Source organism: Pseudoalteromonas luteoviolacea NCIMB 1944, from assembly GCF_001625565.1.
Taxonomy (GTDB): Bacteria; Pseudomonadota; Gammaproteobacteria; order Enterobacterales; family Alteromonadaceae; genus Pseudoalteromonas; species Pseudoalteromonas luteoviolacea_F.
Window position 1 is genome coordinate 1 of record NZ_AUXS01000014.1, and the last position, 15,221, is coordinate 15,221.

Here is a 15,221-nt window from a genome sequence, read left to right on the forward strand (position 1 = left end):
CGCGTAATCATCATCGACTAATTGTTATTATTGTAGTGGCCTGAGGTGTTGAACACCTCAGCCCTATCTTTTATTAAGGAGGAAAATATGATTGAGGAAAAAGCACAAGGTGATTGGGGCAGTATGCTCAACGAGTATTACCAACTTACCAGACACCCGTTGCCAGGCGAGTTAGATTTCTGGAAAGGGCAGATCAGCAAAGGGGATTCGGTGATTGAAATTGGTGCAGGGCAAGGTTTCATCACAAAACATTTAGTTGAACAGCAACCGAGTAAGCTTTTACTGGTTGAACCTTGTGAGTCATCAGCTCGTTATCTAGAGCCACTCTCAAAGCAAACTAAGTTCATTGATATTTCATATGACCTATTTGAAACATGTGAAAACTTGCGTGTATCAGATTGCATCTTATTTCCCTATGACTCGTTGCCAATGGTAAGTTTTGACTCTTATGATCAGTTTTTTGCCAAAATCAGAGATAATTTAACGGATAGCGGTAAATTTGTATTTCATATAAGTACTAAAAAGTGGAACGAAGAGTACATTAGCAAGTTTGAAAAGACATACCGTACCACAAAAACATTTCCTTCTGGCCGTAACGTAACCATTCTTGCGTGGGCTGAAAAGCATTCAGATACTGGCTACACCAAATTCTTCTGCTTTATTGATAGTGAAACCCATGAGTCTGAATACTATCAGATGACTACCAATATCATTGATGAGCAGTTTGTTCAGTCAATGTGTGACAAGCATCAACTGTCTATTTCTAATGTACAAACATCATTTGATGGCTTGCCTGGAGAGGATGATTTGGTGATCACCCTAACCAAACAAAGAGCGGCATCATGAATGCAGATATCATCAAAAAGAAAAACTTTTTCTTGTTGTGGCAAGGCAGCTTGGTCAGCTTTATCGGCAGTCAATTACATTTGATAGCCTCACTGGCGTGGCTGAAGTCACACCCTGAATATACCTCTGCGATCCCACTTTATTTAATCGCGGCATCGTTACCGATTGCATTAATGGGGTTATTTGGCGGCGCTTTGGTGGATCGTGGCTCAAGTAGAAAGATGGTTATTTTTGGCGATCTTATATCGGGTGTACTGGCCGTGCTACTGGGCGCACTGTTTATATTTTCGGACTTGTTTGACAAACAATGGTTATTGATGGCGTTAATCTTAATTACGATTGGGATTGGGGTTTGCCAGTCTTTACACAAACCAGCCACGTTAAAGCTTATCAAACTCACTGTTACGAAGGATGAGTTGTGTGATGGGCATGCTTGGTATGAGTTTTCAAATCGCATTTCTGCTCCTATCGGTCATGCAATTGGTGGCTTTTTTATTACGGTTGTGAGTTTTGGTGCGCTGTACCTAGCGAATGGACTTAGTTTCATTGCATCAGCCTGGAGTGAATCAAAGATATCGCGCTCGCTAGAGCAAGACAACAAAGCCAATGAGCAGAAAAAGTTGAGTCTGAAAGACGTTTTTTCAGGGATTGGTGAAATATTAAATAACCCACAGTACAGTGGAATTAAATCTATTATTTTATTGGTTTTTATGTTGAATATATTTGTTGCGCCTATACCCGCGTTAATGCCATTTTTGGCGGTAGATATATTAGGCATGGAAATTAATTGGATTGGTTATCTATTCTTTATCTTAGGTCTTGGTTTATTTTTTGGTGTGTTAATTTCTAGCAAAGTATATAACAAAAAGATTCTTGGTTTTTGTATTGAGGATTTGCAGATACTCATTATGTGTGGCGCGTTTTTATTGTTGTATGCTGCAAGCAATTCGGTCGGTGTTGGGCTTGGGTTATTTTTAGTTGGTATGATATCTAGCTCGTTAAGTATTCACCTAACAACCCGCTTACAAGAAATGATCCCTGTGGATGCAACTGGTGTGGTGATGGGGTTTATCGTTTCTATGGCATACATCTGTACGCCTCTGGCACTGCTGGGGGTTGCGATAGCCCTTAAGTTAGTTGCACCTCAGGCGCTTACTTTATTCTTTTTATTTTCTGCGTGCTGTTTAAGTGTGTACATCATAATCAAAACAGTGACAAACCGAACGGATTGGATTGGGAGATCTGAGAATGTCAAAAATTAATGTCATTGCTGCTGGTGACTGTTTTATCAACAGAGATCTGCCCAAAAGCACTGAGTTTGAGCACTTGGCTGAGTTTTTTAAACAAGCTGATGTGCGGTTTTGTAACTTTGAGTCCACCTTATGTGACACGACGAATATACTGTTTCCTGCAGCCAGCTCCGGCGGGACATGGGCTCAAACTCATTACCGTACTTTAGATAATTTATCTGCGCTAGGCATTAATACCTTGTCTTTAGCCAATAACCACATTATGGATTATTCGCATGCAGGGTTGCAGATGACGACAAAGCACCTTGTCGAGCGGGGATTTAAGGTGGCCGGTGCGGGAAATAATCTCAGAGAAGCTGCTGCGCCGACCTACCTTGAAACACTAGGGGGGCGAGTGGCGATGGTTGCTGCTACGACAACTTTTCATGACCATAATCGCGCCGGTGAACAAACGCCAGATCTGTCAGGGCGTCCAGGTTTAAACCCTCTGAGAGTGGAAACCGTACATCAAATATCTGCCGATGCATTAGCCGTGTTGAAACAGATAGCGCAATCTACAGATATTAACGCCGAATTGGCTTATGCGGCGCAAAAAGGCAGCCTCATTAGTGACGATCCGGATCAGGTCTTTTATTTTGGTGACTATGATTTTCAGCAAGGAGCAGAAAGTAAAAGTATCCATACACTCAATGCCCAAGATGTCGAGCGTATCTTCCAGTCAATTGACGAGGCAAAGAGTCAGAGTGATCTAGTTATGGTGAGCTTGCACTCTCACCAGATGAAGTTGGGCGATGCACACACTCCCCCAGAGTTTTTGCAGCATTTTGCTCGCCAGTGCATTGAGCGAGGCGCGCACATTTTTCTTGGCCACGGCCCGCACCACAACCGAGGTATGGAAGTGTATCAGGGCTGTCCGATCTTCTATGGATTAGGCAATTTTATTTTCCACAACTTGACCGTGACCAAGCAACCTTGGGAGATGTATGAGCTACTTGGCTTAAAACATGAGAATCGCGTGACAGATGTACTGAATCGGCTCGATGGCAATGGTAGCAAAGGGTATAAAAAGCACCGTGAATATTGGACTTCATTCTTACCTGTTTGTGAATTTGAACATGGCAAGATGACGAGTCTTAAGATTTATCCGTGTGATCTGGGCGAAGGGGAACACAGGCATACTCTGGGTACACCGAGGTTGAGTTCAAGCCTAGCGAGTTTAGAAACATTTGTGCAGCTTTCTCGCCAGCTGGGAACAGAATTACAGTTTGGCGACGATCACCTAATTTATTCAATATAAATATCAATAGTAAAGGTGGCGTTGCTGCGCCATCTTTTTATATCTGAGCGATGCCATTCCTGTTAAATATTTCAGTTACTTCATATGTTTATTTTATGTTAAATTTTAAGTGTGCTGGGAAGATAAGACTGAGGGAATATCATGACTCAACGACCACTTACACATTTATTCAGTTTATTGATACTAAGTGTGTTGATTTCTTTTAATGCTTATGCAGAAAAGCTGGTGATGGTCGCAGAGGTAAAGGATTGGCAACAGGGAGCTGCAATACCACTTTGGTGCCATGCCCGAGCACTTCATAAATTCCACATTACCAGTCACAGCGAAGCGCAGCTCAAGTGGATTAAGCCCAATGGTAGTTATGTCGAGCAGGGAGAGGTCATTGCACTGCAAGACGCTTATTACCTTGCTAAACAAAAAGAGCTTCTAGAATTAGATTTACAAACAGCCAAGTTAACCTATCAACTCGAACAAAGCGAGTATCAACGGCTTCAGAATTTAAGCCGAGATCATACTTCTGAACAGCAACTGATGCTCAGAGCAAACAAGGTTAAAGCTGCACAGTTGGCAAAACATCGACTTGAATCACAAATATCAGTGGCCACACATAAACTTGAAAAACTTAGCCATACTGCGCCTATTTCAGGGCAGATCATCCAAATTGATGCACAGCCAGGGCAATTTCTTAGCCAAGGGGAGCTGTTAGCTATCATTGAGCCGCAACAAGCCCAAGAGCTGAGTTGCGATATGCCGATGCACGCATATCAGGCAATAGGAGGAAGCCAAGGTTTAAAGTACGCGATGTTTAACGCTGAAGGACTGAATGCGATGCACTTTCTGCGTGGCAGTAAAATATCGTCCGAAGACAAGCAAGTGGTGAATTTTGTGCTCGGATACGATATGTCGGCTGAGGTTGGATTGCTGGTAGGGGAAAGTATAAAAGTTGACGTCAGCATGGAGCAGGATAGTTTAACTCAAATCCCGCACGATGCATTACAAATAGACTCATCAAATCAATTTGTTTGGCGTTTAACCAACAGTGCCCATGTTGAACGGATCAAAGCTGAGGTGGTGTTTCACCTGCGCGATCAGGTGGTTGTCAGATCTGCGCTCCAAGTGGGGGAAAAAGTCGTGACGGTAGGAAAACAAGGCTTGACTGAGCAAGATCTTGTAAAGGTATCTGAATGGAATTCAGGGACCTTAACTCAGGCTCGATGGGAAACTGACCAGCTATGACAACACCACGGTCCTTTATCCAATCTGAGCAGGTGAACCGAGTCATTTTGTGTTTGGCACTGATGTCTATTGTGATTGCTGGCTATCAGGTTTTTTCGCTTAAAAGCGCTTTGCTCCCACCTATTGAAAAACCCCGGATAACTTTGCATACCAGCTGGCAGGGGAAGGGGGCCGATGAAATAGAGCAAACGCTGGTGACGCCTTTGGAACAACAATTGCGAAGTTTAAATGGTTTGAGTCGGATCGAGTCTGTGGTTTCAGAAAGCTTTGCTGCCACTGAGCTATTTTTTCATCCTGGGAGCGATTTGGATCAATTGTATCTCGAGGTCTTATCGCAAATTAATCAGGTGCCAAATTGGCCAACGCAAGTGCTACCTCCACGTGTGATCAACCAGTCATCTGGCGCGAATTTGACCCTCGCTTCGGCTATGTTGTATGGCGAACAGAATCACACCAAACAAGACTATATTCATGTGATGGAGAAAATTATAGAGCCGGCACTGGCTAAGGTTCAGGGGGTTGCACGTATTGAAACCGGCTTTAATAGTACTGAGCAACGCATTGATATTCGATTTCAGCCGAAGCAATTAACCCAACTGGGCTTAACTACTGAAGACATTGCCGCGGCATTGACTGCATTAAAAGATCAATCAGGTGGTCAAATGGTAATTGGTTCCCATGACTACAGTTTGCATTTTAACGGGCAAGTACCGTTAGAAGAACTGGGTAATGTGAATATCGCTGTACGTCAGGGGCATGTGATCCAGTTACACGAAATTGCAAAGATAGTACGCCAGCCTGCATCGCCATGGGGTTATGCGGCGTTTAAAGGCAAGCGGGCATTTTATTTTACCCTTGAGCCTAGTGCCAATATTGACTCATTGGCCACCATGGCAGAAGTAAAAGCGGTTTTTGAGCAGCTCAATGACGGTGTTTTGCCACGCTATGGCATGCAATTGTCCTTGAGCCGTGATGACGCAAAATCTATTAATTCTGCTTTGCTTCAAGTCTATGGCAACTTATTACTTGGCATTGCGCTGGCAGGTATGATGTTGGTGTTATTCTTTGGTGATTTAAGGTCTGTCGGCTTGATAATGCTTGCCGTGCCAGTGTGTTTATCTCTGGTTATATTGGGGATGAAAATAGGAGATTTTAGTCTCAATGTAATCTCTTTGGCTGGCATGGCATTGTCAACCGGTTTGCTATTGGATGCAGCCATAATTGTAATTGAGAATATAAATCGTCATCTAGGCTCAGGCAAGGCTGTTCATATGGCAATCGCACAGGGGACTCGAGAAGTTCGAGGTGCCATTGTTTCCTCGACGCTATCAAGTATTCTGGTGTTCATACCTATGGTAATGATGGAGTCGGTAGAAGCACAATTGTTTGTTGATTTGGCTTTTACTGTGTCCAATGCGCTGTTGGCTTCAGTTATCGTTGCGCTGGTGGTGTTGCCTGCGGTGGCTCGATATTCGTTACGTCCGCGACCCGCGCTCAATACGACTCACAATATGGTCAATGTACGATGGCATAGTGCGCCAGTAAATCACTCAGGGGTGCGCTACGGTGTATTGTTAGTGGGGTTACCCTTGGCCACAGTGCTGAGTGTGATGTGGCTGCCTGATTTTGATGTCCTCCCAAGCCCCAAACAAAAGAAAGTCAACGCCGTGGTGGTGTTTGAAGCGCCGCTATCAAGCCAAGCTGCTGAGCTGCAAATCGCGCAAAAAATTCAAGCGCGTTTGTTGCACGCGCAACAAAAAAAGCTCGCGCCACAATACGGTGCATATGGCATGTTTTGTAATACTCAGCTTTGTCAGTTGTACTTCTATCCCAGTGATGATTGGGATATGAGTCGTTTTAGGCACTGGCTAAAAACAGATATTTTGGCCGATTTACCTGGCACTGTCAGTTATGTAATGCAGGCTAAGTTATTGAATTTCGCCTTACCGGATAACCGCACTATTGAACTGCAATTGTCCGGAGCTGCATTGCCTGAATTGCAATCGATGGGACAAACTTTACTGTCACAGCTTAGAAGTTTATATCCGCTTGCCAAAATAACAGAGAAGTCGCCTTTGTCTAATCATATGACACGCATTGAGTTTACAGTGCGACCGAACGCGCTTGCTCGTTTAGGTTTAACCAGAGCGACACTGAATAATTATTTGGTCACGCTGACTGATGGAATGTATTTAGGTCATTATTATACGCAAGGTGCATCCTTACCTATGTATTTGAGTGGCGAACAGGTTAAGGATGTCGATAGCTTATTAAACACCGCCATTTTGGTGCCCGATCATGGCTTGGTATACCTGCATCAGTTAGTCACAACACAAATGGTTAAGGTACCGTCTGAGTGGCTTAGGGTGAATGGCGAACAGGCTGTTGCGTTGGCAATAGAGCCGCCCGAAGGGGTGGCCGTTGGCCCATTTGTGGAACAAATTAAGGCGAGTGTAAAAACGCAGTTAAAGCAGCTTGATCCGCAGCAGACGGTATTGGTCGCGTTCCAAGGGAGTGCAGATAACCTCAGTATATTTCTGCGAGAATTTTTGTTGCTAATTTTGTGTGCGTTGGCCGTGTTAAGCGTGTTGCTGTGGTTAACACTTAAATCTTGGCAGCTTGCGTTAGCTGTTTTATTGAGTTTACCTATGGCTTTATTTGGTGGTGTTTTGGCACTCAATGGGGTCGATATTATCTATGGGCAAAGCCTAGATATGATCACCATGATTGGCTTTATTATCTTGCTTGGTCTGGTCATCAATAATGCAATATTGATTGCAGAGCAAGTGCGTATTGGCCGCGCAAATGGTTTAGCGCAATCACAATCGATTATATGTGCGATTAAAAACCGTAGACGACCAATATATATGAGTACGGGAACCAGTATTCTCGGTATGCTGCCATTGTTACTTAGCCCTGCTGAGGGCGCTGAAATTTATCGCGGGTTAGGTGCTGTGATTGTCGGGGGAATGACGATTAATGCAATACTTGGCATGCAGTTTATGGCAGCCCTGTTATCGATGCCTTGGTTTGCCAATGCAAATATTGATGAAACAGTGAATATTAAACAGGTGGTACAACAATAATTTCTGATAAAAAGAGTAAAAGTAGTACCGAATGTGTGCTGTGCGGGGTTAAATGCTGTTTGAATTCGCTCGTGTAAATGGCAGGCGGTTTGGAGCGTGCTTCAAACCGCGACTGCAAGGGTGCGGCCGGCTAGGTGCGGCCGGCTGGCCTAATGCGACGACAATTAGTGTGCAGGACATGCACCGTTGCCGAGAGAAAAACACAAATCATCACCGTGAATCTTGTTAACACGACAAGCGCCACCACCACCAAATGACGGACAATCTGTTCCGCCACCAATTTGATCTGTGACATTAATGGGTAGGCTAGCTTTTTTAGAAAGGGCTTTGAGCTGATGCTTTTTCAATGTTAGTTTCATTGTTGTATTCCTGCTATTGGTTATTAATTAACCTAACTGTATATGAGGTGTATCAGGAATTTAACTGACCGTTCTTACAGGTATAAAAGACGCCTATTTTTTCCATATACACAGGCAAACATAGGGTGGTGATTTGAGTGATGACAATGAGATAAAAAGGCCTTGCTTCCTTGCGAAGCCTATTAGGACACTCAGTACTAAATTATCAGCTTTGCCATGATGCAAAGCTGAGACGAAATAGCTTCCTTACTCATTCAATCCTTGAATGACATATCGCGAGAGCTTGTGTCCTTGTCTTAAGTTGACGCTCTTTTCTTATTATTATGCTGCTCTTTTGTTGCTATATGCTGTGCTCCTAGGGTGGCAGCAGCAGATTACAGCAATCTAAGATGTCTGCATTTGCTATAACAGAACCTCTGTTATTTCAATGAGGTAAATAATACTGAGTTTTTAATTTGAAAAAAGCCGTTAGTTATTACAGGTGTACAAAGCACATGATTTGATCAATAAAGTTAGGGCCATCACGTGGTTATCTATGAAGAATTGATAAAGCTGTAAGAGCTGAGTCTCACGTAATATCAGGCCATGCGCATTTTGCATGGTTGATAGAATGTGTGGCGATTTTGCTCACCATTTTATATCAATTCTTTGACGTAACTTATCTTTATGACTATCAATCTTGATAAATCGAGTTAAAATATCGGCAATAATTTCTGAACGATATTTCACCCTGCGATTGAGTTTGGTTGGGCACACGGAGTGACAACCTTAAAGTGAGAGGTATGAGTGAAGAAATCTTAAGTTCAAAAAAGGATTCACCACTGATGGCATTAAATACAGTTATTCTAGCTGCGGGTAAAGGCACTCGTATGCGCTCTAAGTTACCTAAAGTTTTACATTCTATTGCTGGCAAGCCGATGGTTCAGCATGTAATAGACAATGCAACAGCGCTTGGTGCTAAGGCTACCAACCTAGTTTATGGTCATGGTGGTGAGCAGCTAAAAGCACGTTTATCTCATAATCAGGTGAACTGGGTATTGCAAGAAGAGCAATTAGGTACGGGTCACGCAGTGGCTGTTGCCAAAGAGTATATTGGTGATGATGACACAGTGCTGGTTTTGTATGGTGACGTACCACTGACGAAGCAGTCTACTTTAGAGAAGCTGTTGGCTGTGACGCCCAAAGCCGGTTTAGCTGTGCTGACGGTGACGCTAGATAACCCAACCGGTTATGGACGAATGGTCCGAGAAAACGGCAAGTTAGTCGGTATTGTAGAGCAAAAAGATGCTTCACAAGAACAACTTAAGATCCAAGAGATCAACACTGGGATTATGGCTGCCAATGGTGGGCTGTTGAAAAAATGGCTTGGTCAGCTATCTAACAATAATGCTCAAGGTGAGTATTACCTCACAGATATTGTGGCAATGGCACATCATGAAGGCGTTGAGATCAACTCAGCACAGCCAGATGATGAGATGGAAGTTGAAGGTGCTAATAATCGTGTTCAGTTGGCTGCTTTAGAACGTGCGTATCAGGCGCGCCAAGCAATCGAGTTGATGATTAACGGGGCCAGTTTGGCTGATCCGGCACGCATTGATGTACGTGGTGAAGTGACTACAGGTGAAGACGTCGAAATTGACGTGAATGTCATTTTTGAAGGTAAAGTGGTCATTGGTAATGAAGTGCGCATCGGTCCTAACTGTGTGTTAAAAGACTGTACGATTGGCGATGGTGTAGAAATTAAAGCCAACTCAGTTGTCGAGGAAGCACAGGTCAAAGCCAATTGCACACTTGGTCCATTTGCGCGATTACGCCCTGGTGCTGTGATGGAAGAAAATGCCCATGTTGGTAATTTTGTCGAGATGAAAAAGTCGCGACTTGGGTCGGGGTCAAAAGCTAACCACTTTACTTACCTTGGCGATACACAAGTTGGCGAGAAAGTGAATATTGGTGCAGGTACAATTACCTGCAATTATGATGGTGTGAATAAATCACAAACAATCATTGGCGATGGCGCATTTATTGGTTCGAACTCGTCCTTGGTTGCCCCTGTTACTATTGGTGCGCAAGCTACTGTTGCTGCAGGCTCCGTGATAACAACCAAGGTGCAAGACGAACAGTTGGCTGTTGCGCGAAGTAAGCAACGAAATATTTCTGGTTGGCAAAGGCCGGTAAAGAAATCGTAGCGATAAGATAGAAAGGGGAATTTATTTCCCTTTTTTTGTACCAGATTCCTTTCTGGATTCTAAAGTGATACATTAGCTTAGGGGTTAATTAATATTTAACAATAAAAACAATTAATTCGGGTGTACAAGTTATTATGGAAAATCTCTTTCGCAAAGAAGTACTTGAGAACAAGCGACACCGATTAGAAGGAGCTGTGAGCTTAGTTCAGCCACCTGTGTTTAAAACACTCACCTTTCTGATCTTATTTGTAGTGATCGTCAGCATTATTTACCTAACTTTAGGAAGTTATGCCCGTAAAGAGCGGGTTACTGGCGTTTTAGAACCCAATACTGGGGTATTGAGCATGGTTGCTTCACAGGAAGGGATCATTGCAGAAGTCTTGGTTGAAGAGGGACAGCTTGTTGCTGCCAATCAGCCCATCGTGCGTATTGCATCTGCCAAACACAGCACTCAAGCACTAGAACTCAATCAAACGCTACTCAATCAATATTCATTTCAATTGAAAAATATTGAGCGTTTAATAGCCCAACAAGAGCAACAATACCGCCTTGATTTGACCGAGTTAGAGCAGCAAAAAACAACAGCACAAAAACGCCTAGTTGAATTGAACCATCAGTCGCAGACATTTACTAAGCGATTGGAGTTAAATGAGCAAATGGTGGGTCAAATCAGTACCTTGAAAGGCACTGGATATATTTCAGAGCTGGAACTGCAAAGACAAAAAGACACCTTATTATCGCTGCAACAGCAATCATCTAGTATTCGCTCTGAAAAATTGAGTCTACAGGCGCAAATAGAGCAATACGATACGCAATTAGAAAAACTGCCGTTGCAACATGCTGAACGTATTAATCAGTTGAATTCTCAGCGTGCCGACATGGAAATCCAACTTTCATCAGTCGAGCAGCAGCGTTTAGGTGAACTAAGAGCACCAAAAGCGGGTGTCGTGACAGGGTTATTAGCCAAAGTGGGTAAAAATGTAGTCACCGGAGAGCGTTTGCTCAGTGTGATCCCTGAAAACAGTCAGATGCAAGCGGTTATTTATGTGCCTACTTCAGCCTTTGGTTTTATAGAGTCGGGACAAGAAGCTAAATTACGTTATCACGCCTTTCCATATGAAAAGTTTGGAATTTATGGTGGGGAAATAAAACAAATTAGTAACTCATTGATTTTACCTGAAGAAGCCATTATTCCAGGCATGATAAGTGAGCCAGCTTATCGTGTCATAGTGACGCTATCTGAGCAAAGTATACAGGCATATGGTAAGTCGACACCACTGCGAGCTGGCATGATGCTGGACGCAGATATCATTATCGAAGAGCGATCACTGCTACGTTGGTTGTTTGATCCGGTATTTAGTATTAAAGGACAGCTATAGCTGCAATAACGATAATAAAAGGCTTTATATGCACCAGGAAGATAACTCACCGGTACAAAAATTACAGTTTTGGTCAAGGAATTCGCTGCCGGTCATTTTGCAATCAGAGGCGGCAGAGTGTGGCTTGGCAAGTCTGGCAATGGTTGCTGCGTATCACGGTTACCACAGTGATCTAACAACACTGAGACAAAAGTTCAGTATTTCTATTGAAGGCGCAACGCTGCTCGATATCATGCATTTTGCAGAGCAACTGGAACTCAGTTCTCGACCTTTGCGTATTGAATTAGAAGACCTCGATGCACTGCAAACACCGTGTATTTTACATTGGGATATGAACCACTTTGTGGTGCTTAAAAAAGCCAATGAAAAGCGCATTGTGATCCATGACCCCGCGTCGGGCGAAAAAACTTTTACTCTTGAAGAGGCGTCAAAGCACTTCACGGGTGTTGCGCTTGAACTGACACCGACAAAGAGCTTTGAAAAACAAGAAAAGAAACCCAGTTTAAGGTTTGCCGACTTCTGGAGTCGGATCACCGGCCTAAAACGCTCTCTATTATTGATATTTTTGCTGTCAATTTTGTTGCAGGTATTTACCCTTGCCGCCCCCTATTATATTCAGCTCGTCATCGATGATGTGGTTTTGACAGGAGATACCAACCTCTTAACGGTGTTGGCGACAGGCTTTTTCCTCGTACTGGTGTTTGAAATTGCCACCAATGCGCTGCGTGGTTTTACGCTGCTGCACTTCGGTAACCAAATGAATATTCAGTTGGGTGCCAACTTATTTCATCACTTAGTACGTTTACCTATCTCTTATTTTGAGAAACGGCATATGGGGGATGTGGTATCACGTTTTGGTTCACTGCAACAGGTAAAACAGATCCTGACGACAGGTGTAATCGAAGCCATTATAGATGGCTTAATGGCCATTATCACATTGGCGATGATCTTCTTTTACAGTCCCACATTGTCGGTGGTTGTACTGACCGCCGTGATTGCCTATGCGCTTGTACGGATCGCCATGTATAAGCCATTTAGAAATATCAGTGAGCAAGAGATCATGGCGCGAGCGGAGGAAAACTCCAACTTCATGGAAACCGTGCGCGGGATCCAAACAATCAAGCTATTTGGCTCTGAAGTGAAGCGTGAAGGACAGTGGCAAAACCGCTATGCCAATGCAATTAACCAAAGTATTCGTCTGGGCAATTTCCAAATTGGTTACGATGCCATTAACCGTGCACTCTTTGGTATTGAAAACATCCTTGTGGTTTATTTGGCTGCACACCTAGTATTAGAAGGGGGATTTAGTACCGGGATGCTTTTTGCGTTTATGTCGTATAAACGTCAATTTATGGACAAGACCGCCAATCTCATCGAAAAGCTTATCGAGTTTAAAATGGTTGGGTTGCACTTTGACCGTATCGCAGATATCGCCTTGACTGACAAAGAAACCTTGCAGCCTGAGCAACTTAAAAAACATGCCGTCGAAGGTAAAATTGAGCTGAAAAATATTTGTTTTGCATACTCAGATGCAACACCTGACGTCTTACACAAGTTAAGTTTAGATATCGCACCTGGTGAGTCAGTGGCCATCACCGGCCCGTCTGGCTGTGGTAAATCAACGCTGCTTAAAATTATGCTTGGCTTGAATCAGGCTAAAAGTGGTGATGTCTTGATTGACGATGTGCCGATTGAGCAAATAGGGGCGCGTCAATATCGTCAGCAGATCGCAGCGGTGATGCAAGATGATGAGTTACTGTCAGGTTCGGTCGCAGACAATATTGCGTTCTTTGATACGCCAATTGATATGGAACGTGTCGTGTACTGTGCGCAACTTGCCGCAATTCATGATGATATCAGTCAAATGCCGATGGGTTATGACAGCTTGATCGGTGATATGGGGTCATCGCTATCCGGTGGTCAAAAGCAACGTATTATTTTAGCGCGTGCATTGTATAAGCAACCCAAAATTCTCTTTATGGATGAGGCGACAAGTCACCTAGATACGTCTTTAGAGTCAGATATCAACGAAGCGGTTAGTCGCCTAGATATGACTCGGGTGATCATTGCGCACCGAAAAGAGACGATTGCTTCAGCAGATAGGGAAATCCGACTGCAAAAAGTACACGCTGAAGAGCTTGAGGCACAAAACGAGTAGCCTGTTTTTACGAAGATCACCTATACCCAGCTAGCATAGTGTATAGGTGACAACCACAGGCTGAAGGAAACATATATAGATACAATATAAGCGATATAAATGAGGATAATAGGAACACTCTCTATTGAGCTACCTCATGATTTAAGTTAGCTTTTATTGATACAAGAAAAAAAATAAAGCTTTATTAATTAAGGAAGACCATGTCAGAGCAACTACTAATTACAGACAGCCAACGGCAAGAAATTGGCGACATCATCACTGTCCTAGCGCAAGAAGTCAGCCGCAATATTCAAACAGATACTGAATTAAAAAACGGCCTACTGAGCGGACTTGCTGGACAACTTTTATTTCTATTTAAAGCACATCAATTGGATCCAAATTCCGTTGATGAAGCGCTTTTTTCAGAGAAGCTAGAATTATTACAAGAGCAATTAGCTGAGCAAAGCTTCGAGTTAAGCACAGGCCTTGCAGGTCAAGCTTGGGTACTTGAGTATTTGAATCAAGCAGATCAAGATGATTATGATTCAGAGTTGCTGGAAGATGTCGATGAGCTGTTTACACAAGCGCTTGACTACAACCCGTGGCCGGGTGAAATTGAAATGGTGCTGGGCTTGTCTGGTTACGCACCTTATGCTGCTAGACGCAGTAAGTATTCAGACCAAACTAAATTGTTCGACATTATTGTGTCGGGGCTTGAGAGCACCGCGACGTATTTTGACAACGGTCACATCGCTTGGTCACAACCGAAAGAGTCAGTATATCGATTTGATACGGATGACAAAGAAAAGCCTGAGTTCAACTTAGGGCTGGCGCATGGTGTACCAGGGATGATCGCGGCGTTATTGCCGGCATTGAAAATCCCATCACTACAAGCACGTGTTACTAAATTGGTTTCAGGCGCATGTGATTGGCTATTGGAAAACCAAACTGGGCACAATCATGCCCCTTCATGTTATGGCTCATGTGCTGGTGAAGACGAGCCGAACTCTCGTCTAGGTTGGTGTTATGGAGACATCACAATTGCCTTGATACTGGCAAGAGCGGGCCAGGCGTTAGATCGCCCAAGTTATGTTGATAGCGCGCTGGAAATTGCCCTACATGCAGCTAAACGAGATGCTAAGAGCGGCTATATCAATGATGCAGGGTTGTGTCATGGGTTTGTTGGCCTTGCACTTATTTTCCAAATTGTAAATCAATACATGCCAAACCCACAGTTATTTAAAACGACCCAATACTGGGTTGACTACAGCTTAAATGAGTATCGCGAACGCGGGCTCGAAGCTTTGTACTCGTATAACGGTCTGAGCAAAGAGCACGAGGTTGACTACGGCTTTTTAATGGGCTTTGCGGGTATTGGGTGTGGGCTGATTAGTTTGTTAGATGACGATGTTAGTTGGACAGACTGTTTGTTGATGGTATAGGAG

Annotated in this window: 10 protein-coding genes; 9 read left to right on the forward strand and 1 reads right to left on the reverse strand. The window is 43.5% G+C overall.

The features are described 5' to 3' along the window. The first annotated feature begins 87 nt into the window (after positions 1 to 87). The 5 genes from N483_RS03095 (at position 88) to N483_RS03115 (ending at position 7,715) form a co-directional block, all read left to right on the forward strand. Positions 88 to 846 (forward strand): class I SAM-dependent methyltransferase, encoded by a 759-nt coding sequence (locus N483_RS03095; RefSeq protein ID WP_023398939.1) that lies wholly within the window; start codon positions 88 to 90, stop codon positions 844 to 846. Continuing rightward, complete coding sequence (locus N483_RS03100) at positions 843 to 2,108, forward strand: MFS transporter (protein ID WP_023398940.1); 1,266 nt, start codon at positions 843 to 845, stop codon at positions 2,106 to 2,108. The genes N483_RS03095 and N483_RS03100 overlap by 4 nt, the downstream gene beginning before the upstream one ends. Then, positions 2,095 to 3,393, forward strand: coding sequence for a CapA family protein (locus N483_RS03105; RefSeq protein ID WP_023398941.1), 1,299 nt, complete (start codon positions 2,095 to 2,097; stop codon positions 3,391 to 3,393). Before N483_RS03100 ends, N483_RS03105 begins: the two co-directional genes overlap by 14 nt. Before the next feature lie 141 nt (positions 3,394 to 3,534). Then, entirely contained in the window at positions 3,535 to 4,629 is a 1,095-nt protein-coding gene (locus N483_RS03110; protein ID WP_023398942.1) for an efflux RND transporter periplasmic adaptor subunit, read from the forward strand. Continuing rightward, the gene (locus N483_RS03115) at positions 4,626 to 7,715 is read left to right on the forward strand and encodes an efflux RND transporter permease subunit (RefSeq protein ID WP_023398943.1); all 3,090 of its coding nucleotides are present in this window, start codon (positions 4,626 to 4,628) and stop codon (positions 7,713 to 7,715) included. The genes N483_RS03110 and N483_RS03115 overlap by 4 nt, the downstream gene beginning before the upstream one ends. A gap of 164 nt (positions 7,716 to 7,879) precedes the next feature. Here N483_RS03115 and N483_RS03120 read toward each other — a convergent pair whose 3' ends face one another. Beyond that, complete coding sequence (locus N483_RS03120) at positions 7,880 to 8,074, reverse strand: hypothetical protein (RefSeq protein ID WP_023398944.1); 195 nt, start codon at positions 8,072 to 8,074, stop codon at positions 7,880 to 7,882. An 824-nt stretch (positions 8,075 to 8,898) separates the two neighbouring features. Here N483_RS03120 and glmU point away from each other — a divergent pair. From glmU to N483_RS03140, 4 genes are all read left to right on the forward strand, one after another. Beyond that, entirely contained in the window at positions 8,899 to 10,260 is a 1,362-nt protein-coding gene (gene glmU / locus N483_RS03125) for a bifunctional UDP-N-acetylglucosamine diphosphorylase/glucosamine-1-phosphate N-acetyltransferase GlmU (RefSeq protein ID WP_023398945.1), read from the forward strand. Positions 10,261 to 10,394: 134 nt separating this feature from the next. Further along, the gene (locus N483_RS03130) at positions 10,395 to 11,639 is read left to right on the forward strand and encodes an HlyD family secretion protein (protein WP_023398946.1); all 1,245 of its coding nucleotides are present in this window, start codon (positions 10,395 to 10,397) and stop codon (positions 11,637 to 11,639) included. A gap of 28 nt (positions 11,640 to 11,667) precedes the next feature. Continuing rightward, positions 11,668 to 13,797, forward strand: a complete 2,130-nt coding sequence (locus tag N483_RS03135; RefSeq protein ID WP_023398947.1) for a peptidase domain-containing ABC transporter — start codon at positions 11,668 to 11,670, stop codon at positions 13,795 to 13,797. Positions 13,798 to 13,997: 200 nt separating this feature from the next. Next, positions 13,998 to 15,218, forward strand: coding sequence for a lanthionine synthetase C family protein (locus N483_RS03140; protein WP_023398948.1), 1,221 nt, complete (start codon positions 13,998 to 14,000; stop codon positions 15,216 to 15,218). The last annotated feature ends 3 nt before the right edge of the window (positions 15,219 to 15,221 follow it).